This is a genomic window from Streptomyces ruber (assembly GCF_014648075.1).
Lineage (GTDB): Bacteria > Actinomycetota > Actinomycetes > Streptomycetales > Streptomycetaceae > Streptomyces > Streptomyces ruber.
Genome location: NZ_BMQK01000002.1, coordinates 367456 through 388441, shown reverse-complemented (window position 1 = coordinate 388441; position 20986 = coordinate 367456). Strand labels below are relative to the sequence as shown.

The window sequence follows — 20986 nt, the reverse complement described above, 5'->3', positions numbered from 1 at the left end:
CTATCAGTAATGACTGAGCAGGCACACTCCGGTCCCCAGCTGGACTGGCTCCTGGACGGGCTGGTGGAACGGATTCCGGAGATCCGCTGCGCCGTGGTGCTGTCGGGTGACGGCCTCCTCATCGGCAAGTCGAAGGACATCCGCCGCGACGACGCGGAACACCTCTCCGCGGTCGGCTCGGGCATGTACAGCCTCGCCCGGGGCGTGGCCCGTCACTTCCACGGCGGAGAGGTCCAGCAGACGGTCATCCAGATGGAGCGGGCGTTCCTGTTCGTCACCGCCGCCGGCCGGGGCGCGCGGCTCGCCGCCATCGCTTCGGAGGAGGTCGACGTCGGGATGATGGCGTTCGAGATGGGAACGCTGGTCAAGCAGGTCGGCAAGTACCTGTCCGCCGCGCCGCGCGTGGAGACCGCGGCCGGTCACGTCCAGGATGCGTGACCCACGGTGGCTCGACGATGAGCAGGCCGGACGCCATGTCCGGCCGTACGCCATCACGGGTGGCCGGACCCGCCACAGCCAGCACAGCTTCACGCTGATCACACTGATCGTCGCGCGGCACGACCACGAGCACGAGCAGGATCACCTGGAACCGGAGTCCATGGCGATCCTCTCGCTGTGCCGTGACCGCGCGGTGGCGGTGGCCGAGATCGCCGGCCAGTTAGATCTGCCGGTGAGCGTGGTGAAGGTGCTCTGCGGCGACCTGCTCAACGCCGAGCTGATCATTGTCCAGTCCCCGCCCTCGCTGAGCGAGCAGCCGAGCGTGGAACTCATCGAAAGGGTGATGGATGGTATCCGTCAGCTCTGAGCCGGTCCTGCCGACCGCCTTGAAGATCCTGATCGCGGGTGGATTCGGCGTGGGCAAGACCACCATGGTGGGCTCGGTGAGCGAGGTGGCGCCGCTGGAGACCGAGGAGCGGATCACCGCGGCGAGCGTCGGCGTGGACGACCTGGCCGGTGTGGAGAAGAAGACGTCCACCACGGTCGCCATGGACTTCGGGCGCATCACCATCTCGCCCGAGCTGGTGCTGTACCTGTTCGGCACGCCGGGCCAGGACCGCTTCTGGTTCATGTGGGACGACCTGTCCAGCGGCGCGCTGGGCGCCGTCGTCCTGGCGGACACGCGCCGGCTGGACGCCTCCTTCGCCTCCATCGACTTCTTCGAGGCGCGCGACATCCCCTTCGCCGTCGGCGTGAACTGCTTCGACGGGCGCCGGGACGCCACCGCCGAGCAGGTCCGCGAGGCCCTGGACCTGGACCCGTCGACGCCGGTCGTCCTCTGCGACGTACGCGAACGCGCGTCCAGCAAGGAGGTCCTGCTGGCCGTCCTGGACACGGCGCGGAAGCAGGCGGAGGCCCGCCTCGCGACGACGGGCGGCGTCTGACGCCCTGGCGCCGGACGGTGCCACGGAGGCTCAGGCCGCCGTCCGGGCGGCCCGGGCGAGGAGTTCGTCCCGTCCGAGGGGATGGGTGACGGTCGCCGGTACGGTGCAGGCGTGCGCCCCCGCGACGGCCCCGTACCGTCCGCACCGCCACGGCGGCTCGCCGGACAGCATGCCGAAGAGGTAACCCGCCGCGAACGCGTCGCCCGCGCCGTTGGAGTCCACGACGGGAGCGGCGGGCCGGACGGCCGGGACGTGGCTCAGCTCCCCGTCGACGAGCTGGTACGCCCCGTCGGCACCGGCCGTGACGACCACCGCCCGGGCCCGGCCCCGCTCGGCGATCCGCCGCATCGTCTTCTCCGGGTCCGGGAGCGCGGCGGCCGACAGGAACACCACGTCGGCCGCGAGGGCGAAGGGCTCGTGGTACGGGTTCGCTCCGTCCCAGTCGTGCAGGTCGGTCGAGATCGTCGCTCCCGCAGCTCCCGCCCTCCCCGTCGCCCTCGCCCGTCCCGCCGTCTCCGCCGTCTCCCGCAGCAGCGGCAGGGTGTGGACACAGGGGTGGGTGAGGGAGACGTGGACGTGGCGGGCGGCCGCGGCGAGGGACCGTACGGTGTCCGCCGGGAGCCGGTCGGCGTCCCGCACGCGTGTGCTGTCGTAGAGCGACAGCCGCCCTCCGTCCGGCCCGACGAGGTTCACCGCACGCTTGGTGCCCGCGGGCGAGGGAACCTCGGTGAGCGGGATGCCGCGCTCCCGGTGCAGGGCACGGACCAGGTCGCCCTCGTGGTCGTCGCCGACCATGTCGAGGTGGTGCGTGCGCAGCCCGAGCGCGTGCAGGCCGAGGGCCACGAAGTCGCCGGTCTGCCCGGCACGGGTCTCGATGGCGGGCACCATGTGGCTGTCGGCCGGGGGCAGCGGCAGCTCGGGCACGTGGACGATCGTGTCGACGCCGGCCCCGCCGAGGACGAGCACGTCGATGTCTGTTTCGGTCACCCCCCATCCTTGGTCAGGGATGTACGGCCGGTCCATGGGACAGGGGCCCTCCGGTGGCCGGGTGGGGGGCGGTCCGGCCGGGGCGGGGGGCCGGCGCGACCGGTCTCGACGGTGCCGTGGCCTCCCACGGCGGCACCTGGTCCCCCTTCGACCACAACGCCACCTCCCGCGACGGCAGTTCGACCGCCCGTACCGGCAACGCGGGAGCCGGTGCACGCCGTACGACGGCCGACGACGGCCCGCCCGGGGAAGGCGCGCCGCTGCCGCTGGAGGACGACTCGCCGGCCTCCGGCCCCTCGCGCTCCTCGGGCTCCTCGGCCTTCTCGCAGTCCCCGGAGGCCGGCTCGGCCCAGACGACGCGCCCCGAGCCGCAAGCGGTGTCCCTGACACCCCAGTCGCGGCTCAACGCGCCCACCAGCAGCAGCCCGCGCCCGTGCTGGTCGTCGTCCCCCGGCTCCCGCCGCAGGGGAAGGGGCCCGCCGCCGTTCTGGTCCTCGACCTCGACCCGGAGCCGCCGTCCCGTCCAGCTCAGCCGGCACACGATCCGCACGCTGCCGGTGTGGGTCAGCGCGTTGGTGACGAGTTCGGAGACCACCAGGACGGCGTTGTCGCCCGTGTCGTCGTCGACGCCCCACGCCTCCAGCAGCACGCGTACGGTCCGGCGGGCCGCCGCCACCGAGGAGGGCGTCGCGGACAGGTCGAACGCGGCGGTGCGGTGGGAGCTCCGCGGCGCAGGGTGCGGGTCCGAGTGCGGCGCGGAGGACCGGACCGGCCCGGAGGCCCCGGCCGGGAACCGCGGCTTCGGGGCCTGTGCCGGCAGGGCCGGGAGCGGGGAGACCTCGTGCGGACGGTCGGCCGACGACGACCGGGGGCCACCGGTCAGCCGGCCCGACGGCTGGGGGAGGAAGGGCGTAGCCATCGCCGTTCGCCTTTCGTCAGCTCGCACCATGATCGGTGCCGACGCACGGCGAGCGGTGTCGCCGCGCACCACGGACGGTGCCGGTGCCACACCCTCCCGGCACAGCACGGGACGCCACGCGGACACCGCGACATTGCGGCGGCTCGTTGCGCGGAGCGAAGCGGTACGACCCCGTCTCCCCCAACGGGGCTGTTCGGCCTCTGCGTTCACCGGACGGGGGCGGCACGACCACTCTGGCACCTGCCAACATCGACTCGCAACCGGCAAGTTGAAATTTGCAAAGCGCCAGAGGCATGCTGCGTCCGCTCGACTTCCGTCAGCGGACGATCGTGACAGACTCTCATCCCGTCACGGGCCGATGTGTGAACGTGAGGGGGAAGTGTCGTGACCGCGGAGACCGACTGGGGCGGCGCCCCCTCCGTGCTGCGCATGATCCTCGGCAGGCAGCTCGAGGCGCTGCGCGGCCGGGCCGGTCTGTCGTACGAGGACGCGGGCGCGGCGATCGGCGTGAGCCACTCCACGATCCGCCGGATGGAGTCCGCCAAGGTGGCCCGGCTGCGCCTGCCGGACGTCGAGAAGCTCCTCCAGGTCTACGGCGTCGGCGACCGCCAGGAGATCGACACGTTCCTGGCCTCGGTCCGCGAGGCCAACAAGCGCGGCTGGTGGCACACCTACCGGGACGTGCTGCCGGACTGGTTCACCCCGTACCTCAGCCTGGAGCAGGCGGCCCTGCACATCCGCGCGTACGAGCCGCAGTTCGTCCCCGGCCTGCTGCAGACGGAGGCGTACGCCCGTGCCCAGCTGAGCGCCGCCGACCCGCAGGCACCGGCCGAGGTCACGGACCGCGCGTGGGCGCTGCGCATGCGGCGCCAGGAGCTCCTGTCCCGCCCCGAGCCGCCCCGCCTGTGGGCCGTCCTGGACGAGACCGTGCTGCGGCGGCCGATCGGGGGCCCCGCGGTGATGCGGGCTCAGGTGGACCACCTGATCGAGGTCGGCCGGCTGCCGTACGTGACCGTGCAGATCATGCCGTTCGGCAACGGCCCGCATCCGGCGCTGCGTTCCGGCGCGTTCCACCTGTTCCGGTTCCGGGCGCCGGAACTGCCCGACGTCGTCTATCTCGGCGGGCTGGCGGGGGCCGCCTACCTCGACAAGCCGGACGACGTCGTCATCCACCGCGAGGCCCTGGACCGGCTGAGCGCCCAGGCGGCGCCCGCGCGGAGGACCGAGGAGGTCCTCCGGCTGCTGCGCAAGGACCTGTGACGCCCGGGACCCGCCGCCGACGCCCGGGACCGGGGCTCAGCCGCCGAGGATTCCCCGCTCGTACGCCGTCGCCACCGCCGCCGCGCGGTCGTTCACGCCGAGCTACGCGTACAGGTGCGTCAGATGGGTCTTCACCGTGGCCTCGCTGATGAACAGCTCGCGGGCGCCGACACGGCCGTACCGAAGCCCGGTTCGGACTCGACGGTGAGCGACCCGGCGATGCGTTCGGCGCGGGCGCGCATGCCGTCGGGCCCGAAGCCGCCGGTGCCGGTGCGCGGCGGGAGGGCGAACGGGTCGAAACCCCGGCGGTCGTCGCGGACGTCCAGGGTGACCTCGTCGCCCATGAAGCTGAGCGTCACGCCGAGGCGGGAGGCGTCCGCGTGCCGTGCGGCGTTCGACAGGGCCTCCTGGACGAAGCTTGGCCTGCAACTCGCTCTCCTGGAGCTGCACGCCGAGCACCCGGGTCACCGCCTCGTGCTCGGCGACCGGGTCCAGCCCGGCCACACGGACACGCCCCGCGTCGGGGACGCGCAGCCCCTCGACGCACTCGACGGTGGTGGTCTTGCCCGCGCCGTTCGGGCCGAGGATCCCGAAGATCTCGCCTTCCTCGACGGCGCAGGAGACCCCGTCGACGACGGCGCGCCCCCCGTAGGACTTGCGCAGCTCACCGACTTCGATGACCGACATGCCCCGAGCCTCCCGCCCGGCCGGGGGTCCGCACATCGGCCGTCGCGCTCGAAGGCGCATCAGCCGATCGGTCGGTGTCGGGGCTCATACGTCACGGCACGCCACCGGGCGCCGACGTGACCGCGCGCCGCCCGGCACGGTGCCGGGCGGCGCGGACGACGCGGGTCTCAGCCCTCGCTCGGCGTCAGCCGCAGCGAGATCGAGTTGATGCAGTACCGCTGGTCCGTCGGCGTCGGATACCCCTCACCCTCGAACACGTGCCCGAGGTGCGATCCGCAGCGGGCGCACCGGACCTCCGTGCGGACCATGCCGAGGGAGCGGTCCTCGATCAGCTCCACGGCGTCCGAGTCCTTCGGGTCGTAGAAGCTGGGCCAGCCGCAGTGGGACTCGAACTTGGTGGTCGAGGTGAAGAGTTCGGCGCCGCAGGCGCGGCAGGAGTAGACGCCCTCGGTCTTGGTGTCGGTGTACTCACCGGTGAACGGGCGCTCCGTGCCCGCCTGGCGCAGGACCTGGTACTCGGCCGGGGACAGTTCCGCCCGCCACTGCTCGTCCGGCTTCTCGACGTCGTACGACATGGGAAATCAGCCCCTTACTGCTGCTTCAGGCGGTCCAGGATCAGCGGGCCGAGGTCGGTGACGTCGCCCGCTCCCATGGTGAGAACGAGATCACCGGGGGTCGCCATTCCCGCGAGCAGCGCCGGGGCGCCGTCCTTGTCGTGGGCCGCCGTCACGTCCGCACCGGCCGCGCGCGCCGCCTCGATGATCAGCTCGCTGGTGATGCCCGGGATCGGGTCCTCGCGCGCCGGGTAGATGTCCAGGACCACGGACCGGTCCGCGAGGGCCAGCGCCTCGCCCATCTCCTTGCCCAGTTCCTGGGTGCGGGAGAACAGGTGCGGCTGGAAGAGGACCAGGAGGCGGGAGCCGTCGGCGGCGGCGCCGCGCATGGCCTCCAGGTCCGCCGTCATCTCGGTGGGGTGGTGGGCGTAGGAGTCGATCACCTGGACGCCCGCCGCCTCGCCCCTGAGCTGCAGGCGGCGCTTGACGCCCGTGTACGCGGCCAGGGCGGGAGCCAGCTCCGCCGCCGGGACGCCGAGCGCGACGCCCGCCGCGAGCGCGGCGACCGCGTTGTGCGCGTAGTGGCGGCCGGGGACGGAGACCGTGAAGGTGAGCGGCGTCCCGTCCAGCTCCACGGTGACCTCGCTCCTCAGGCCCTGGGGCACCACGGAGGTGATGCGCACGTCCGCGCCCTCCGACTCCCCGTACGTCACCGTCCGCGGCGAGCCGGGGCCCGCGTCCGCCAGCCGCCGTGTCAGCTCCCGCGCGCCCTCCTGGTCGGCCGCGATCACCAGGGTGCCGCCCGGCACGACGCGGCCCGCGAACGTCTCGAAGGACTCGTGGATCTCGTCGATCGAGGCGTAGTTGGCGTGGTGGTCCAGTTCGACGTTGAGGACGATGGCGACCTCGGGGGCGTACTTGTGGAAGCTGCGGTCCGATTCGTCCGCCTCGGCGACGAAGATCTCGCCCTCGCCGTGCAGCGCGTTGGAGCCGGGGGCGTCCAGGTCGCCGCCGATGGCGTAGGAGGGGGCGAGGCCCAGTTCGGTCAGGGCGACCGCGAGCATGGACGTCGTGGTCGTCTTGCCGTGGGTGCCGGCGACCGCGATCGGGCGCAGGCCGTCCATGAGGCGGGCGAGGGCGTCCGAGCGATGGACCACCGGGATGCCGAGTTCCGCGGCGCGGGCCAGCTCGGGGTTGTCCGCGCGGATCGCGGAGGAGACGACGACGCAGCTCGCGTCGTCCGCCAGGTGCTCCGCCGCGTGCCCGATGTGCACGGTCGCGCCGAGCGCGCGCAGCGCCTCGGCGGTCGCGGAGTCCTTGGCGTCGCTGCCCGCGACCCGGGCCCCGCGCTGGGCGAGGATCTTCGCGATGCCCGACATCCCGGCGCCGCCGATGCCGATGAAGTGCGGTCGCTCCATGGCGGTGGGAAGGCCGGGTGCCATGCGTCTCTCCTGGTGTGCGTAACGGTACGGCGGACTGTTCAGCGGCCCAGCCTATGCCCCGCGCGCGGGGGCCCGCTCACGCGTCCCTGCCCGCCTTGGCGTGCGAGAACAGCTTCAGCACCGGCACCCCGACCTTGTGCCGCGCCCTGGACGCCCAGTCGCGGTGGAAGAACTCCTCCACGTAGTGCGGGTCGGTCAGCACGATGACCTCGTCGGCGCCGGCCTCGTCGACCAGCGTCTTGAGCGCGTCCAGCGGGTGGTCCTCGACGAGACGGCCGTCCGCCTCGTGGCCGGCCGCGCGGAGGGCGACCAGGGAGACGTCCAGGGCCTGTCGCGCCGGGACCTTCGCCTCGTCGCCCTCGGGCGTCTCGCCCTCGCGCGCCGCCTCGTCCAGCGCGCCCAGGGCGACGTCGTCGATGGCGCGCAGCAACCGGTCGGCCTGGTCGCCGCGGGGCTGGAGCAGCACGTGGAAGGAGACCGGTTCGTCGCCGTGCAGGGTCGTGACGAACTCCACGTCGGCGGAGGTCAGGGCCTTCTCGATCATCAAAACGCTTCGGAACACGGCTGGCGCCCTTCTCCTGTCGAGGGCCCGGGGCCCTCGTTCCGCCGCGGGCCGCACCGGGCCCGCGGAAACCATCCTGCCCCGTGATGCGGACGGGGCCGCGTATCAGGTACCCCGCGGCCCCCGTGTCAGCTCCGCCGGTACCGGCTGAACAGGAAGCCCTCCTCCTCCAGCAGGGACACCAGCTCGAAGCGGCGGGGCACGGCGACCGGAGGGCCTCCGGCGACGCGCTGGGCGTCCCCCGCGGTGAGCATGGGGGAGACCGTCAGGCAGAGCTCGTCCAGCACACCGGCCGCCACGAACTGGCCGAGGAGGCGCGGGCCGCCCTCGGTCAGCAGCCGGGTGTGGCCCAGTCCGGCGAGGGCCCGTACGGCCCGCGCGGGCTCCACGCCCGTGCCGTCCCCGGCGATGACCACCCGGGCGCCGGCCCGCTCCGCGGCGGCCACCCGGTCGGGCGCCGCGGCGGCACCGGTCAGCAGGAGGGTGGGGACGAGCGGGGAGGTGAACAGCGGCAGCGAGAAATCCAGGTCCAGGCTCGCGCTGACCACCGCGACGGCGGGCGCGGGCCCCTGTCCGGCCGCCTTCCTGCGCTCCGCGAACTCCTCCCGCGCGCGGGCCGGCCGGTACCCCTCCTGACGTACCGTCTCGGCGCCCACGACCACCACATCGGCGAGCGCCCGCAGGGTGCCGAAGATCCGCATGTCGGCCGCGCCCGAGATCGGCTTCGAGTGCCCGTCGTGCTGGGCGGCGCCGTCGAGGGTGGACACCATGTTGGCGCGCAGCCAGGGCTCGGGGGCTCCCGTGGAGGCGGGGGCGGAGACGGAGGCGGGGTACGCGTACGCCTCCGCCAGTTCGTCGAGTTCCCATGCGCGGTCGGTGGTGTCCGCGGCCTTCCGGGCCGCTGTCCCTGCTGTCTCTTCGGTCACATCGGTCACGGGGAACAGACGTCGCATGTCGTGCAGTGTGGCACGGCCGTAGAGTGGATGATCGTGTCGTCGTCCTTCTCCGCGCCCGGATCCCCTTCGATCCCCGACGCGGCCCCGCTGTCCCTGTGCGCCCGCGAGCCCCACGTTCCCGCGGACCGGCTCGTCGCCGAGATGGTGCCTCCGCCCCGGTTCGGCGGAGCGCGCTTCGACACCTACATACCGGACCCGGACCAGCCCAGCCAGACCGAGGCGGTGAGGGTGCTGAGCGCGTTCGCGGCGGGTCTGGACGGAGCGGACGCGGGCGGCACGGGCGGCCGGCGCAAGCTCTTCGGCGGTTTCGGCGGCTTCGGGAAGGCCGCCAAGAAGGCCCCCTCCGGCCCGCGCGGCGTCTACCTCGACGGCGGGTACGGCGTGGGCAAGACCCATCTGCTGGCCTCCCTTTGGCACGCCACGCCCGCCGAGCCCGCGCTCAAGGCGTTCGGCACGTTCGTGGAGCTGACGAACCTGGTCGGCGCCCTCGGCTTCCAGCAGACCGTCGCCACGCTCTCCGGTCACCGGCTGCTGTGCATCGACGAGTTCGAGCTGGACGACCCGGGCGACACCGTCCTGGTGTCGTCGCTGCTCGGCAAGCTCGTCGACGCGGGGGTCGCCCTCGCCGCGACCTCCAACACGCTGCCGGGCAGGCTCGGCGAGGGCCGGTTCGCGGCGGCCGACTTCCTGCGCGAGATACAGGGGCTGTCCGCGCACTTCCGCGCCCTGCGCATCGACGGCGAGGACTACCGTCACCGCGGGCTGCCCGAGGCCCCGGCGCCGTACGCCGACGAGCAGGTCACCAAGGCCGCGCAGGCCACCGAGGGCGCCTCGCTCGACGCCTTCCCGCAGCTCCTCGAGCATCTCGCGCGCGTGCACCCGAGCCGGTACGGCGCCCTCACGGACGGGGTCAGGGCCGTGTGCCTCACCGATGTGCGCCCCGTCCCGGACCAGTCGACCGCGCTGCGGCTCGTCGTCCTCGCCGACCGGCTGTACGACCGGGAGGTGCCGGTACTCGCCTCCGGGCTGCCCTTCGACCAGTTGTTCGGCGAGGAGATGCTGAAGGGCGGCTACCGCAAGAAGTACTTCCGCGCGATATCCCGCCTCACCGCGCTCGCACGCGACGCCAAGGGGCTCGTCGAACAGGACTGACCCGCGCCCCCACCGCACCGTCACGGAAGCCCCCTGGCCACCTCAGGCACCAGGGGGCTTCCCCATGCGCACGGACACTGGGGGGCTACTCGACCGTCGACCACGCCGTCAAGGATCGATTCAAGCCATCCACATCTCCACTTTCAGGCTGTCTTCAGCTCGCAACGCTAAGTTAACCCTGCAAACAACTTTGCTGGGTTAACGTACTTCTTGACTCGCTGTTGACTATCTGTTGACACTTTCAAGAGACAACACTCTGCACAACACTGCGCTGGGGGGAGGGAAGTTGCGAGGCACCACCATCGGTTCCGCGGCCAGGATCCTCGCGGCCGTCCTGCTCGCCCTGCAGTTCTTCGCGCCCTCGGCTTCCTTCGCATCCGTGCACACGCTTCGTCATGTTGAGGCCAAAGCTGAGCCCGGAAACGAACTCACGGGTACGTCGGTGCGCGACGAGGCCGTCACTCACCGCGGCTGCGGCCCGCCAGGGGACCCGACCGACCCCCTGCGGACCCGCGACCGTCACCGCGGCGTCGCGGCCGTGCACGCGTGCCTGGTGTTCGAACAACCACCGGAGGGTAAGCGCTGGGTGACCGCTCCCCCGCGGGTTCCCCCCTCCGTCTCGTCCCGTCCGGAGAGAACCGGAGCGGCGCACACTCCGGCCCTACTGCAGGTTTTCCGCTGCTGAGCAGCAGAGTCCGACCCCCCACACTCTGTCTTGTCAGCCCGACGCGCCCTGATGGCGCGCCAGGAGGAGTCCCCACATGCAGCCCCTCATCGACAACGCCCGCACGTTCGGACAGCGCCCTGAGGAGTTCGCCGCTCTGGCGGCCGGCCAGTCGCCAGACGTCCTGTTCATCACCTGCTCCGACTCCCGGGTCGTCCCGGCCCTGATCACCGGAGCCCGCCCCGGCGAGCTCTTCGAGCTGCGCACCGCGGGCAACGTCGTGCCCCCGTACGGCTCCGGCACCCCCACCGGCGAGGCCGCCACGATCGAGTACGCCGTGGAGGTCCTCGGCGTCAAGGACATCGTGGTCTGCGGCCACTCGCACTGCGGCGCCGTGGGCGCCCTGGTCCGCGGCGACGACCTCACCGCCGTACCCGCCGTGCGCGACTGGCTCGCGCACTCCTGTGACCACCCGAAAACCGGTGACGCCGGCGACCCCACCGTCGCGGAGGCCGTGCAGCACCACGTCCTGTCGCAGCTGCTCCGGCTGCGGTCCTACCCCTGCATCGAGAAGCGCCTGAACGAGGGCACCCTCGGACTGCGCGGCTGGTACTACGAAGTGCACACCGGAGCCGTGCGCGAACACCGGGCGGACACCGACTCGTTCGAGTCCCTGTGAGCGGCGCGATGACTACGACCACCAACGCGCCCCAGCCGTCCACCGAGGCGCCCCGGAAGCCCCGGTTCCCGTACTGGAAGCAGGACTTCACCGCCTCGCTCGTCGTCTTCCTGGTCGCCCTCCCGCTGTGCGTGGGCGTGGCCGTCGCGTCCGGTGTGCCGGCCGAACTCGGCCTCGTCACCGGCATCGTCGGCGGTCTCGTGACCGGTTTGCTGCCGGGCAGCAGCCTCCAGGTGTCCGGACCGGCCGCGGGCCTCACCGTGCTGGTCTTCGAAGCGGTCCGTGAGTTCGGGCTGCCCGTGCTCGGTGTGATCGTGCTGATCACGGGCCTGCTCCAGCTCGTCATGGGCGCGCTGAAGCTGGGCCGCTACTTCCGGGCCATATCGGTCTCCGTGGTCGAGGGCATGCTGGCCGGCATCGGTCTCGTGCTCATCGCGGGCCAGCTGTACTCGGCGGCCGGCCTGGAGGCCCCCGCCTCCGGTCTCGACAAGATCTTCGGGCTGCCCGGAGCGGTCGTGGACGCCGTGGGCAGTACGACGGCCCTCGCCTCGCTCGCGGTCGCCGCGGGCACGATCGCCGTGATGGTGTTCTGGAAGAAGCTGCCCAAGGCCGCGCAGACGGTACCGGGAGCGCTTGCCGCGGTCGGCCTCGCGACCGTCGTCACGCTGGTGTTCAGCCTGCCGGTGGCCACCGTCGAGGTGCAGGGTCTGCTGGCGTCCATCCAGCCGCCCGGCCTGGAGGCCTTCGGCGAGCTCGCCGACGTCGCCCTGCTCGGCACCATCCTGGCCTTCCTGCTGATCGCGTCCGCCGAGTCGCTGTTCAGCGCGGCGGCCGTGGACCGGCTGCACGACGGTCCGCGGACCGAGTACGACAAGGAACTGATGGCGCAGGGCGCGGGCAACACCGTGTCCGGTGTGCTCGGCGCGCTGCCCATGACCGCGGTGATCGTGCGCAGCTCCGCCAACGTCGCGGCGGGTGCCCGCACCAAGGCCTCGCGGGTGCTGCACGGCGTCTGGCTGCTGCTGTTCGCCGCGCTGCTGCCGTCCGTGCTGGCGTACATCCCGCTGCCCGCGCTGGCGGGCATCCTGGTCCACGCGGGCTACAAGCTGATCCCGTTCAAGGGTGTGGCCTCGCTGTGGCGGTCGCACCGGGGTGAGGCGCTGATCCTGATCGTCACCGCCGTCGCGATCGTCGCGGTGAACATGTTCGAGGGTGTCCTGATCGGTCTGGCCCTGTCCGTGGTCAAGACCGCCTGGGATGCCTCGCACATCAAGCTGGAGATCATCGACAAGGGCGCCGGCCCCATCCAGGCGTACCTGTCGGGCAACGCGACCTTCCTCAAGCTGCCCAAGATCCTCGACAGTCTGGAGGCCCTCCCCCAGGACCGTCCGATCGAGCTGCACCTGGGCGGAGTGCACCACCTGGACCACGCCTGCCGCACGGCGCTGGAGAACTGGGCGGCCCGCCACAGCGCACCGGACACGGAGCCGGTGAAGGTGAACGAGCCGACGGAGGACCCGGCGCCGGCCACGACATCCGCGGTGTCCGCCGGGGACGCCGTGGACGCCGGGGACGCCGAGCCGGCGAAGCAGCCGGTGCGGGCGGAGAAGCGGTGACAGAGCCGTCCCGCGGAGACCGGTGACACCGTAGGGGCGCCGTCGCAGGGGCCGTGGCACTTCGGGAAGCACACCCGGAGCGCCACGGCCCTGTCACGTCCGCCCACGGCCTCCGCGCATGGTTCCCGCGCCGGGAACCACGTGGTACACACAAGCGGGTCACGTCCTGTCCGCCAGCAGGAGGAGTCACCCATGTCAGCCACACGACGAGAAGTGCTCGCCCGCTCCGGTGCCCTGGGAGCGGGCATCGCCTTCTCCGGAGCGCTCTCCGAACTCTTCGCCGGGACGGCCGCCGCCGCGGACGGCCCCGGGCGCTTCGGTTCCGGCCACTCCGGACACGGTCCGCTCGTCCCCGACCCGGACGGGCTGCTCGACCTGCCGAGAGGCTTCCGCTACCAGGTGCTCTCCCGTGAGGGCGACCGGCTCCGCTCCGGTGAGGGAGCGGTTCCCGGCAATCACGACGGCATGGCCGCCTTCGGCGGCGGAGCCGGCCGCGTCCACCTGGTCCGCAACCACGAGAACCGCGCCGACGGCCGCGTTCCGGTGCCGACGGTGAAGGGCCTGACGTACGACCCGGCGGGCAAGGGCGGATGTACGGTCCTGACCCTGGACGGGCACGGCGAGGTGCGCGGCGAGCGGGTCGGGATCGCCGGTACGGCCGTCAACTGCGCAGGTGGCCCCACCCCCTGGAGAACCTGGCTGACCTGCGAGGAGACCGAGGACAGGGCCGGCACAAACGGCTACGCGAAGGACCACGGCTTCATCTTCGAGGTCGACCCGGTGGACCCGCACCGCACCGGGGCCGTCCCGCTCACCGCGATGGGCCGCTTCCAGCACGAGGCGGTCGCGGTGGACCCGGGGCGCGGGATCGTCTACGAGACGGAGGACGCCTTCGAGCGGCCCTTCGGGCTCTTCTACCGCTTCCTCCCCGACCGCCCGCTCGGCGGCACCGGCTCCCTGCGCGCGGGCGGCCGGCTGCAGGCGATGCGCGTGCCGGACGTGCCCGACCTGTCCTCCATCCAGGAGACGGGCACGGCGTTCGACCGCATCGAGTGGGTGGACGTACCGGACCCCCAGGCCACCGGGACCCCGATCCGTTTCCAGGACTTCGGCAGGAAGGGCATCACGCACGCGCAGAAGCTGGAGGGCTGCTACTGGGGCGGCCGGTGCGTGTACTTCGTCTCGTCCTTCGCCCGCAGCGCGGAGGGCTCGGCCGCGGACCACCACGGCCAGATCTGGCGGTACGACCCGGACGCGCGCCGCCTCACCCTGGTGATCGTCTTCGGCCCGGCCACGGACGTGACGCTGCCGGGCGAGTCCCCCGACAACATCTGCCTCGCCCCCGGCGGCGGCCTGATGGTCTGCGAGGACGGCGACGGCGCACAGCACGTGTTCGGCGTGACGCGGCGCGGCGAGGTGTACGCCGTGGCCCGCAACGCCCAGAACACCGGGACGCCGGAGGAACCGGAGTGGGGCGAGTTCGCGGGCGTCACGTTCTCCCCGGACGGGCGGACGATGTACGTCAACTGCTACACGCCGGGGACGACGTTCGCGGTGACGGGGCCCTGGCGGCGGGGTTCATGAGGCGTTCGCTGCCGGTGCGGCTCCTGTGGCGCTCGGCATGACCGGACCGGGCGGACGACGCCGTTCCATGAGCGGCCCGGCAGGTCACTCAGGCGTCCACTTCACCGTCCAGCTGTCGTTCAGGACGGAGATGCCCCCCTCGCAGCGCTGGACGAACGCCTCGCCGCCGCCCCCGGCCGTGCCTCTGTGATCCAGGAGCCGCTGCAGCTCGGCGGCGGTCCGGGTGAACCCCGTCTGCCGGCGGGCGTACTCCGATGCCGCGCCGTGTGCGCTGACCGCTGCGCCGGCCATGACCGTGACGGGCACCCAGGCACGTGCGTCCGGTGAGGTGGAGGCACGGCTGGGCTCGGGACCGCGCGCACTGGCCGACCCGGCCGCCGAGCCGGTCGCCGACGCGGATCACGGGCGACACGTTCCGGTCGTGGTCGACCAGGCCGAGGAACTGCTCACCCGTACCGGCGTCGAGGAGCAACGGTCCTCCCTCCGCCTGCTGCGTGGCGCGCTGGACGCGGACAGTCCCCTGTGGGTCGTGGTGACGGTGCGTTCCGAGTTCCCGAGCACCGATCCCGACCGGGCGGGCCCGATCGAGGCCGTCGACGAAGCCCTCGTGCTCGAACCGCCGAGCCGGTCCCGGCTGCCCGAAACAGCAGGCCGGATGGGGTGGCCGGGGCGGGGTACCCGGCCGCCCATGGAGAACAATCGGGGCTCGTACTGGATCGAGACGGCACCGGGCACGGCGCACCCGCCCCTGGACCGTGATCTCGACGTCGACGTGGTGGTGGTGGGCGCCGGCATCGCCGGGATCAGCACCGCCTACGAGGTCGCGCGGCTCGGGCGGAGTGTGGCGCTGCTGGAGGCCGGGACGGTCGCCGGCGGCGTGACCGGGCACACGACCGCCAAGGTCAGCGTGTTGCACACGCTGGTCTACGACAAGCTGCGGCGGACCCGGAACGAAGAGGCGGCGCGGCTGTACGCGGTGTCGCAGAGCGAGGCCGTCGAGCGGGCCGCCGAGCTCGTCGAGGAGCTCGGCATCGCCTGCGACTGGGAGCGCCGGGACTCGTACACCTATGTGCACGGCCAGAAGCAGGTGCCCCAGGTGCGCGCCGAGGCCGAGGCCGCGCGCGCGGCCGGGCTGCCCGCGGAGTTCGTGGGAGAGACCCCGCTGCCGTACCCCGTCACGGGGGCCGTGCGCGTCACCGGGCAGGCGCAGTTCCACCCGCGCAAGTACCTCCTCGCCCTCGTCGACGACTTCGTCGCCCGCGGCGGGCAGGTCTTCGAGCACACGCCCGTCGTCGGACTGCGGGAGGGCGAGCCCTGCCGGGTCACCACGGAGAGCGGGGCGACCGTGACGGCCCGGGACGTCGTCGTGGCCACGCACTATCCGATCTTCGACCGGTCCATGGCCTTCGCCCGGCTCTCCAGCCACCGTGAGCTGGTCGTCGCCGGCCCCATGGACGCCGACCGCGACCCCGACGGCATGTACATCACCCCGGACGAGGGCAAGCGCTCGGTGCGCACCGCGCCGCTGGAGGACGGCCGGCGACTGCTCATCATCACCGGCGAGGGATTCACCCCCGGCACCGCCGACACCGACGAGCGCTTCGAGCGGCTCTCCGCCTGGGCGAACGAGCGCTTCCCCGGTGTCCCCCTCACCCACCGCTGGGCCACCCAGGACAACAGCCCCACCGACACCGTGCCGCTGGTCGGCCCCCTCCACCAGAGGGCCGAGCACGCGTACGTCGTGACCGGCTTCGGCGGCTGGGGCATGAGCGGCGGCATCATGGCGGGCCGCCTCCTGTCCGACCTGCTGACGGGCGGCCGCCCGGCGTGGGCCGACCTCTACGACCCGCGCCGGCTGCGCACCGTCGCGCGCGAGGCCCCCGCCTTCCTCCAGCACCAGGCCAAGGTGGGCATGCACTTCATCGGCGACCGGCTGCACTCCCTCGACTCCGCCGACGAGATCCCCCCGGGCGGCGGAGGCGTCGTCCGCACGGGCGGCAGGCAGGTCGCCGTGCACCGCGACGACAGCGGACGGCTGCACGCCCTGTCCGCCCGCTGTACGCACATGGGCTGCATCGTCGCCTTCAACTCCGCCGAGCGGTCGTGGGACTGCCCCTGCCACGGGTCGCGTTTCGACGTGGACGGGAAGGTCGTCCAGGGCCCGGCGACGAAGCCGTTGGAGCGGCGGGAGCTGTGAGGGTCCGAGAGGGTGACATGACACCCTGAATCGTCTGTTCATCAGACTGATGCGGATACCTTCACTCGGTGATCGCTTCCGCACGGCACCTCACCGCCGCCTGCGCCCTCTGGGCCGCTCTGGCCGCCTGCGGTACCGCACCGGCACCGCAGGCGGCGCAGACGGCACGGCGTCCCGCCCTGGCGGCCCCTTCACGGGCGCCCGCCCTCGCACCGGTCTTCGCCCACGGTCCCCGCACGCGCGGCAGGAGCGTCGCGCTCACCTTCGACGCCGACATGACCGCGGATCAGGGCGCGCGGGCGGCCGCGGGCGAGCGGTTCGACAATCCCCGGCTGATCGCGGCCCTGCGCCGCCTCCGGGTCCCGGCCACGGTCTTCATGACGGGCCGGTGGGCCGAGGAGTACCCGGCCCAGGCCCGCGCCATCGGCCGCCACCCGCTGTTCGAGGTCGCGAACCACTCGTACAGCCACTACGCCTTCACCGACGACTGCTACGGGCTGCCGACCCTCTCCCGGAAGCGGATGCGGGCGGACGTCGAACGGGCGTTCGCCGCCTTCCGGAAGGCCGGGGTACGGAGAACCGTCCCCTACTTCCGCTTCCCCGGCGGGTGCCACGACCGCCGGACCCTGGCGGCGCTGGCCCCGACCGGGGTCACCGCCGTGCAGTGGGACGTGGTGAGCGGGGACGCGTTCGCGACGGACGCGGACGCGGTGGCGCGGCAGGTGCTGGACGAGGTGCGGCCGGGGTCCGTGGTCGTCATGCACTGCACCCGCAGCGCCGCCCCCGTGACCGAGCGCGCCGTACGGACGATCGTCCCCGCCCTGCGGAAGCGCGGGTACCGGTTCGTGAAGGTGTCGGAGCTGATCGGGGCGGCGGCACGGCGGTAGGACGAGTCGGCCGTGTACCGGTGCGGTGCGGCCGGGGCGTTTCTTCGGGCAACGGATCGTGCCCGAAGGTATGCCCCCGCCGCACTGCCCGCGCACCCCGTGCCTCCGGACAATGCGACGGGGAGCGGGTCGGCACTCAACGGGTGCGCGCACTGTCGAGGTGAAGGTGGTCGGGATGCGCAGGCAGGTGCGGAACGCGGGCTCGGAGTCGGAGTACGGTGCCGGGCACGAGCACCGGCCCCGGTCCCGGCCGGGTCCGGCCGGCGGGGCGGTGGCCCGGTCGGCCGGGAGGCCGATGACGGCGAACGCCGTGCGGACCCTGCAGCTGACAGCGGGGAACGCCGCTGCCGTGGCGGCGGTCGGACGCGCCGTACCCGTCCAGCGCGCCCCCGCCCCGCCCCGGTCCGACGACGAGATGTCGGTCGACGAGACGCCGGTCGACGAGAAACCCATGGACGCGGAGAGCAGGCTGCGGAGGGCGCACCAGCGCGCCAAGGACCGCCTGGGAGAGGGCGAGGCGCCGCTCGCCCCCGGGGAGTACCAGACCCCTTTCGGCCCGTACACGGTGACTCAGGGGCGGGGCGGAGTGCCCTGGATCCGTTCGAACGCGCGGCAGCACCCCGGGAGCGAGACGATCGGGGAGAAGTACGAGCAGGTGGTTCCGCAGCTCGACGCCGATCAGTTCGGCATCCTCACGAACGCCTTGCGCAGCGGAGAGGTGAGCTCCGAGAACCTCGACAGGCTGGACGCGACGCAGAGACGCGCGGCCGCCATGCTCTACGCGATCGCCGCGTCCGAGGAGAACAGGTTCCCCGGGGCCGGCAAGGCACTGCGAAGCGCTCTGGACAGGCAGTCGGACCCGTACCACGAGGCGCCGGAGTTCCTGGAGGACTTCCCGATGGGCAAGGCGAGCAAGGCAGGCGGTGGGGCCAGGTACTACCAGGACGTGTTGAGCGGCAAGAAGCAGCTCACCGCTGAAGCGCGTGCGACGTTGGAGGCCATGTCGTCCTCCTCCGACGAGAACGCGTCGTCCTCCTCCGACTCCGAGGAGGAGACCGCCGGGAAACGGCCGGGGCCCGCGTGACGCCGTGAGCGCATCAGCGGCCGGGACCGAGGCGCGGACCGGCCGCCGCCCCCGTCCGTGCCGCGTGCCGGGCGACACGGTGCGTGTCCTCGGTGGCGCAGGTCCGTGACGGTACCGCCCGACGGTGCGCCGGCCAGGGTCACGGCCTACCCGGGCCGCACCACGGGCAGCATCCGCAGACCGTCGCTCACCTCCGGGCCGGGCCGGCGGGGCAGTCCCGGGGCCACAGGGCCGGATCACGCAACGGGGCCGCGACGCCCGTTCCAGCTGGTCGTCCGCGGTGCCGACGGCGGCCTGTGCGCGGCGGCGGGGCGGATCGGTGCCGTCGTACGAGTCGACCGGGCCGCCGAGCGGGGACGCGTCGCATCCCGGCAGGGTGTCTCGACGCCCGTCGCCTCGCCGTGCGGGGCCCCCTGGCCGCCGCCGACCCGGCGCTGGGGGGAGAGACCGGCGCGGTGGCCGGCTCCGCCGGGGAACGGGACGGCACCCTGCTCGCACACGTGACTGCCGAGGTCGGCCGGGCCGTGCGTGCGTGGACGGAGGAACTTCTCGCGGCGACCACGACGGCCACGGCGGCCACGACGACCACGACGACCGGACCTACGCTGGACACATGAGCGAGAGCGACTACTGCGCCACCGGCCCGGAGGAGCGGCGGCGGACCGGGCAGCCGGCCGAGGCCGACGGCCCTCCGTACGCCGAGTGCGTGCTGTGCCGGCAGCCGACCGAGTACCCGGAGACGTACAAGGGCGTCACCCTGTGCCCGGTGTGCGAGTGGCAGGAGGCCCAGCGGTCCGCCTGTTCAGGATGAGCGACGGGTGGTGAGCGCGCAGGAGAGCGCCGTCGCGGCCGCCATGAACAGGGCGGCCGGGGCCAGCGGCAGGAGCGGCGCCGGAACGGTGCCCTCCTGCGAACCCCGCACCAGCGCGTCGACCGCCGCCCGCGCCGGGGAGCCGGTGGTGACCAGGGCCAGCAGCGCCCCGAGCAGCAGCGCGGGCACGGCGCGGCCCCGGGAGCGCAGCACCGGCCACGTCGTCAGCGCGCCGACGGCCGCGCCGACGAGGGCGCACGCGAGGACGGCCGACAGCCCGGCGCCGCTCGCCGGACCCACCGGTACCGGTGTCCGGCGGTCCGTGCCCGCCGGCTCGCTGACGGCCAGGACGACGCCCACGGCGGCCGCCCCGAGCAGCACGGCCGCGCCCAGGGCCACGAGCAGGGACGCGAGGTGCGCCCGGCCGGGGCCGGCCGCCGCGCCGGCACAACCGCGGGCGGCGGCCGGCTCGTTGGTGGCGCAGACGCGCACCAGCCACGCGGTGACGGGCAGCAGCGCGGCGGCCGTCCAGCCGAGCGAGTCCAGCACGGGCTGCCCGCCCTGCACGCCGATGCCGAGGGCCGCCACGTACAGGATGAGGGGCGGCAGCCAGCGCTGGGAGCGCACCAGGAGCGCGGCCTGGTAGCGGAGGAGGGCGGTCGTCACCGGCGGCCCTCCTCACGGGGCCGCACGCTCACCACGTGCCAGGGCGGCCGCGCCCCGAGCAGTGCCCGCAGGACCGCGTCCGACCGCGGTCCCGTGACATCGAGGCGGAAGGCGCCGTCCGCCCGTTCCGCCACGGACACGGAGAGCCGCACGGCCTCCGCCGGCGGCCGCGCGCCCGCCGGTCCCCTGGCCTCGACAGCGACGCGGGGCCCGTCCGGCCACGCGGGCTCGGCCGCGGTACGGCGTGTCAGGGCACCGTCGGCGACCGTGTACGTCGCGTCCGTCATCCCCGCGAGCCGGCGCGGGTCGTGGTCGACGAAGACCGCGGCGGCCCCGTCGGCCGTGCGCTCGGCCACGGCACGCTCCAGTTCCTCCCGGCTCGCCGCGTCGAGCCCGGTCCACGCCTCGTCCAGGACGAGCAGCTCCGGCGCCGCGAGCAGGGCCTGGGCGACGGCGACCTTCTGGCTGCCGCCCTTGGACAGTTCCGACAGGGGCGTACGGGCGTGTCCGGCGGCCCCGAGGCGCTCCAGCCACTCGTCGGCGGCGCGGGCGGCGGCCGCGCGGGTCAGGCCGTGGACGGCACCGAGGTGGGTGAGGTACCCGGACGCGGTGAAGGGCAGCGCGGCGGGGAAGCGCTCGGGGACGTACGCGGTGCGCGGGCGTCCGACGATCCTGCCCTCCGTGGGCGCGTCCAGTCCGGCGAGCAGCCGGAGCAGCGTGGACTTGCCGGTGCCGTTGGCGCCCTCGACGCGGACCAGGGCGCCGGGGGCCACGTCCAGGTCGACCCCGCGCAGCACCCAGCGCCCGCGCAGCCCGTAGCGACGGCCGACGCCGTCCAGCCGTATCCGTGTCCCGCTCCGCACCCCGCTTCCCATGGGCCCCATCCTCGTACGGATG

22 protein-coding genes and 3 pseudogenes are annotated in these 20986 nt (G+C 73.3%); 13 read left to right on the top strand and 12 right to left on the bottom strand.

The features are described 5' to 3' along the window. The first annotated feature begins 9 nt into the window (after positions 1-9). The 3 genes from IEZ04_RS06250 to IEZ04_RS06240 are packed head-to-tail and all read left to right on the top strand — an operon-like array spanning position 10 to position 1382. Positions 10-438 (top strand): roadblock/LC7 domain-containing protein, encoded by a 429-nt coding sequence (locus IEZ04_RS06250; RefSeq protein ID WP_189215668.1) that lies wholly within the window; start codon positions 10-12, stop codon positions 436-438. Continuing rightward, complete coding sequence (locus IEZ04_RS06245; RefSeq protein ID WP_189215667.1) at positions 431-805, top strand: DUF742 domain-containing protein; 375 nt, start codon at positions 431-433, stop codon at positions 803-805. Before IEZ04_RS06250 ends, IEZ04_RS06245 begins: the two co-directional genes overlap by 8 nt. Further along, positions 786-1382, top strand: coding sequence for a GTP-binding protein (locus IEZ04_RS06240; protein WP_189215666.1), 597 nt, complete (start codon positions 786-788; stop codon positions 1380-1382). The genes IEZ04_RS06245 and IEZ04_RS06240 overlap by 20 nt, the downstream gene beginning before the upstream one ends. Before the next feature lie 30 nt (positions 1383-1412). On the opposite strand, the gene IEZ04_RS06235 is transcribed toward IEZ04_RS06240, so the two are convergent. Further along, complete coding sequence (locus IEZ04_RS06235; RefSeq protein WP_189215665.1) at positions 1413-2405, bottom strand: adenosine kinase; 993 nt, start codon at positions 2403-2405, stop codon at positions 1413-1415. Then, positions 2383-3288 carry an ATP-binding protein gene (locus IEZ04_RS06230; RefSeq protein ID WP_189215664.1) on the bottom strand — a complete coding sequence of 302 codons (906 nt, stop codon included), beginning with the start codon at positions 3286-3288 and terminating at the stop codon, positions 2383-2385. The genes IEZ04_RS06235 and IEZ04_RS06230 overlap by 23 nt, the downstream gene beginning before the upstream one ends. Before the next feature lie 384 nt (positions 3289-3672). Between IEZ04_RS06230 and IEZ04_RS06225 the strand changes: the two genes are divergently transcribed. After that, a complete protein-coding gene (locus IEZ04_RS06225; RefSeq protein ID WP_189215663.1) occupies positions 3673-4548 on the top strand; it encodes a Sco1979 family transcriptional regulator in 876 nt (291 codons plus the stop codon). Between the two features lie 36 nt (positions 4549-4584). On the opposite strand, the pseudogene IEZ04_RS34620 reads toward IEZ04_RS06225, so the two are convergent. From IEZ04_RS34620 to IEZ04_RS06195, 7 genes and pseudogenes are all read right to left on the bottom strand, one after another. Further along, a pseudogene (locus IEZ04_RS34620) lies at positions 4585-4713 on the bottom strand (response regulator transcription factor); the annotation flags it as partial. Next, a pseudogene (locus IEZ04_RS06220) lies at positions 4680-4958 on the bottom strand (ATP-binding protein); the annotation flags it as partial. The pseudogenes IEZ04_RS06220 and IEZ04_RS34620, both read right to left, overlap by 34 nt. Before the next feature lie 4 nt (positions 4959-4962). Continuing rightward, a pseudogene (locus tag IEZ04_RS06215) lies at positions 4963-5235 on the bottom strand (ATP-binding cassette domain-containing protein); the annotation flags it as partial. 167 nt (positions 5236-5402) lie between these two features. After that, positions 5403-5810: a peptide-methionine (R)-S-oxide reductase MsrB gene (msrB, locus tag IEZ04_RS06210; RefSeq protein WP_189215662.1), complete on the bottom strand. Its 408-nt coding sequence runs from the start codon at positions 5808-5810 to the stop codon at positions 5403-5405. A 14-nt stretch (positions 5811-5824) separates the two neighbouring features. Then, positions 5825-7231 (bottom strand): UDP-N-acetylmuramate--L-alanine ligase, encoded by a 1407-nt coding sequence (murC, locus tag IEZ04_RS06205; RefSeq protein WP_189215661.1) that lies wholly within the window; start codon positions 7229-7231, stop codon positions 5825-5827. Between the two features lie 76 nt (positions 7232-7307). Then, the gene (locus IEZ04_RS06200) at positions 7308-7793 is read right to left on the bottom strand and encodes an indole-3-glycerol phosphate synthase (RefSeq protein ID WP_373296261.1); all 486 of its coding nucleotides are present in this window, start codon (positions 7791-7793) and stop codon (positions 7308-7310) included. Between the two features lie 128 nt (positions 7794-7921). Continuing rightward, complete coding sequence (locus tag IEZ04_RS06195; RefSeq protein WP_189215659.1) at positions 7922-8746, bottom strand: pyrimidine reductase family protein; 825 nt, start codon at positions 8744-8746, stop codon at positions 7922-7924. Between the two features lie 30 nt (positions 8747-8776). Here IEZ04_RS06195 and zapE point away from each other — a divergent pair, with 30 nt between their 5' ends. The 4 genes from zapE (at position 8777) to IEZ04_RS06175 (ending at position 14444) form a co-directional block, all read left to right on the top strand. Further along, complete coding sequence (zapE, locus tag IEZ04_RS06190) at positions 8777-9901, top strand: cell division protein ZapE (protein ID WP_189215658.1); 1125 nt, start codon at positions 8777-8779, stop codon at positions 9899-9901. Positions 9902-10662: 761 nt separating this feature from the next. Beyond that, positions 10663-11244 carry a carbonic anhydrase gene (locus tag IEZ04_RS06185; protein ID WP_189215657.1) on the top strand — a complete coding sequence of 194 codons (582 nt, stop codon included), beginning with the start codon at positions 10663-10665 and terminating at the stop codon, positions 11242-11244. An 8-nt stretch (positions 11245-11252) separates the two neighbouring features. Continuing rightward, positions 11253-12860: a SulP family inorganic anion transporter gene (locus tag IEZ04_RS06180; protein ID WP_189215656.1), complete on the top strand. Its 1608-nt coding sequence runs from the start codon at positions 11253-11255 to the stop codon at positions 12858-12860. Between the two features lie 192 nt (positions 12861-13052). After that, entirely contained in the window at positions 13053-14444 is a 1392-nt protein-coding gene (locus IEZ04_RS06175) for an alkaline phosphatase PhoX (RefSeq protein WP_189215655.1), read from the top strand. A gap of 84 nt (positions 14445-14528) precedes the next feature. On the opposite strand, the gene IEZ04_RS06170 is transcribed toward IEZ04_RS06175, so the two are convergent. Further along, the gene (locus tag IEZ04_RS06170) at positions 14529-14735 is read right to left on the bottom strand and encodes a hypothetical protein (RefSeq protein ID WP_189215654.1); all 207 of its coding nucleotides are present in this window, start codon (positions 14733-14735) and stop codon (positions 14529-14531) included. On the opposite strand from IEZ04_RS06170, the gene IEZ04_RS06165 reads away from it, so the two are divergent. From IEZ04_RS06165 to IEZ04_RS06145, 5 genes are all read left to right on the top strand, one after another. After that, complete coding sequence (locus IEZ04_RS06165; protein ID WP_373296260.1) at positions 14734-16641, top strand: FAD-dependent oxidoreductase; 1908 nt, start codon at positions 14734-14736, stop codon at positions 16639-16641. The two genes, IEZ04_RS06170 and IEZ04_RS06165, sit on opposite strands and share 2 nt — an antisense overlap. 68 nt (positions 16642-16709) lie before the next feature. Further along, positions 16710-17528: a polysaccharide deacetylase family protein gene (locus IEZ04_RS06160; RefSeq protein ID WP_189215653.1), complete on the top strand. Its 819-nt coding sequence runs from the start codon at positions 16710-16712 to the stop codon at positions 17526-17528. Between the two features lie 175 nt (positions 17529-17703). Further along, positions 17704-18612, top strand: a complete 909-nt coding sequence (locus IEZ04_RS06155; RefSeq protein ID WP_189215652.1) for a hypothetical protein — start codon at positions 17704-17706, stop codon at positions 18610-18612. A 401-nt stretch (positions 18613-19013) separates the two neighbouring features. After that, the gene (locus tag IEZ04_RS06150; protein WP_189215651.1) at positions 19014-19229 is read left to right on the top strand and encodes a hypothetical protein; all 216 of its coding nucleotides are present in this window, start codon (positions 19014-19016) and stop codon (positions 19227-19229) included. Beyond that, positions 19226-19423: a hypothetical protein gene (locus IEZ04_RS06145; protein ID WP_189215650.1), complete on the top strand. Its 198-nt coding sequence runs from the start codon at positions 19226-19228 to the stop codon at positions 19421-19423. Before IEZ04_RS06150 ends, IEZ04_RS06145 begins: the two co-directional genes overlap by 4 nt. Here IEZ04_RS06145 and IEZ04_RS06140 read toward each other — a convergent pair. Both IEZ04_RS06140 and IEZ04_RS06135 read right to left on the bottom strand, forming a co-directional pair. Continuing rightward, the gene (locus tag IEZ04_RS06140) at positions 19415-20089 is read right to left on the bottom strand and encodes an ABC transporter (protein WP_189215649.1); all 675 of its coding nucleotides are present in this window, start codon (positions 20087-20089) and stop codon (positions 19415-19417) included. The genes IEZ04_RS06145 and IEZ04_RS06140 overlap by 9 nt on opposite strands. Next, on the bottom strand, positions 20086-20964 hold the full coding sequence (locus IEZ04_RS06135; RefSeq protein ID WP_189215648.1) for an ABC transporter ATP-binding protein: 879 nt from the start codon (positions 20962-20964) through the stop codon (positions 20086-20088). The genes IEZ04_RS06140 and IEZ04_RS06135 overlap by 4 nt, the downstream gene beginning before the upstream one ends. Positions 20965-20986: the final 22 nt, after the last annotated feature.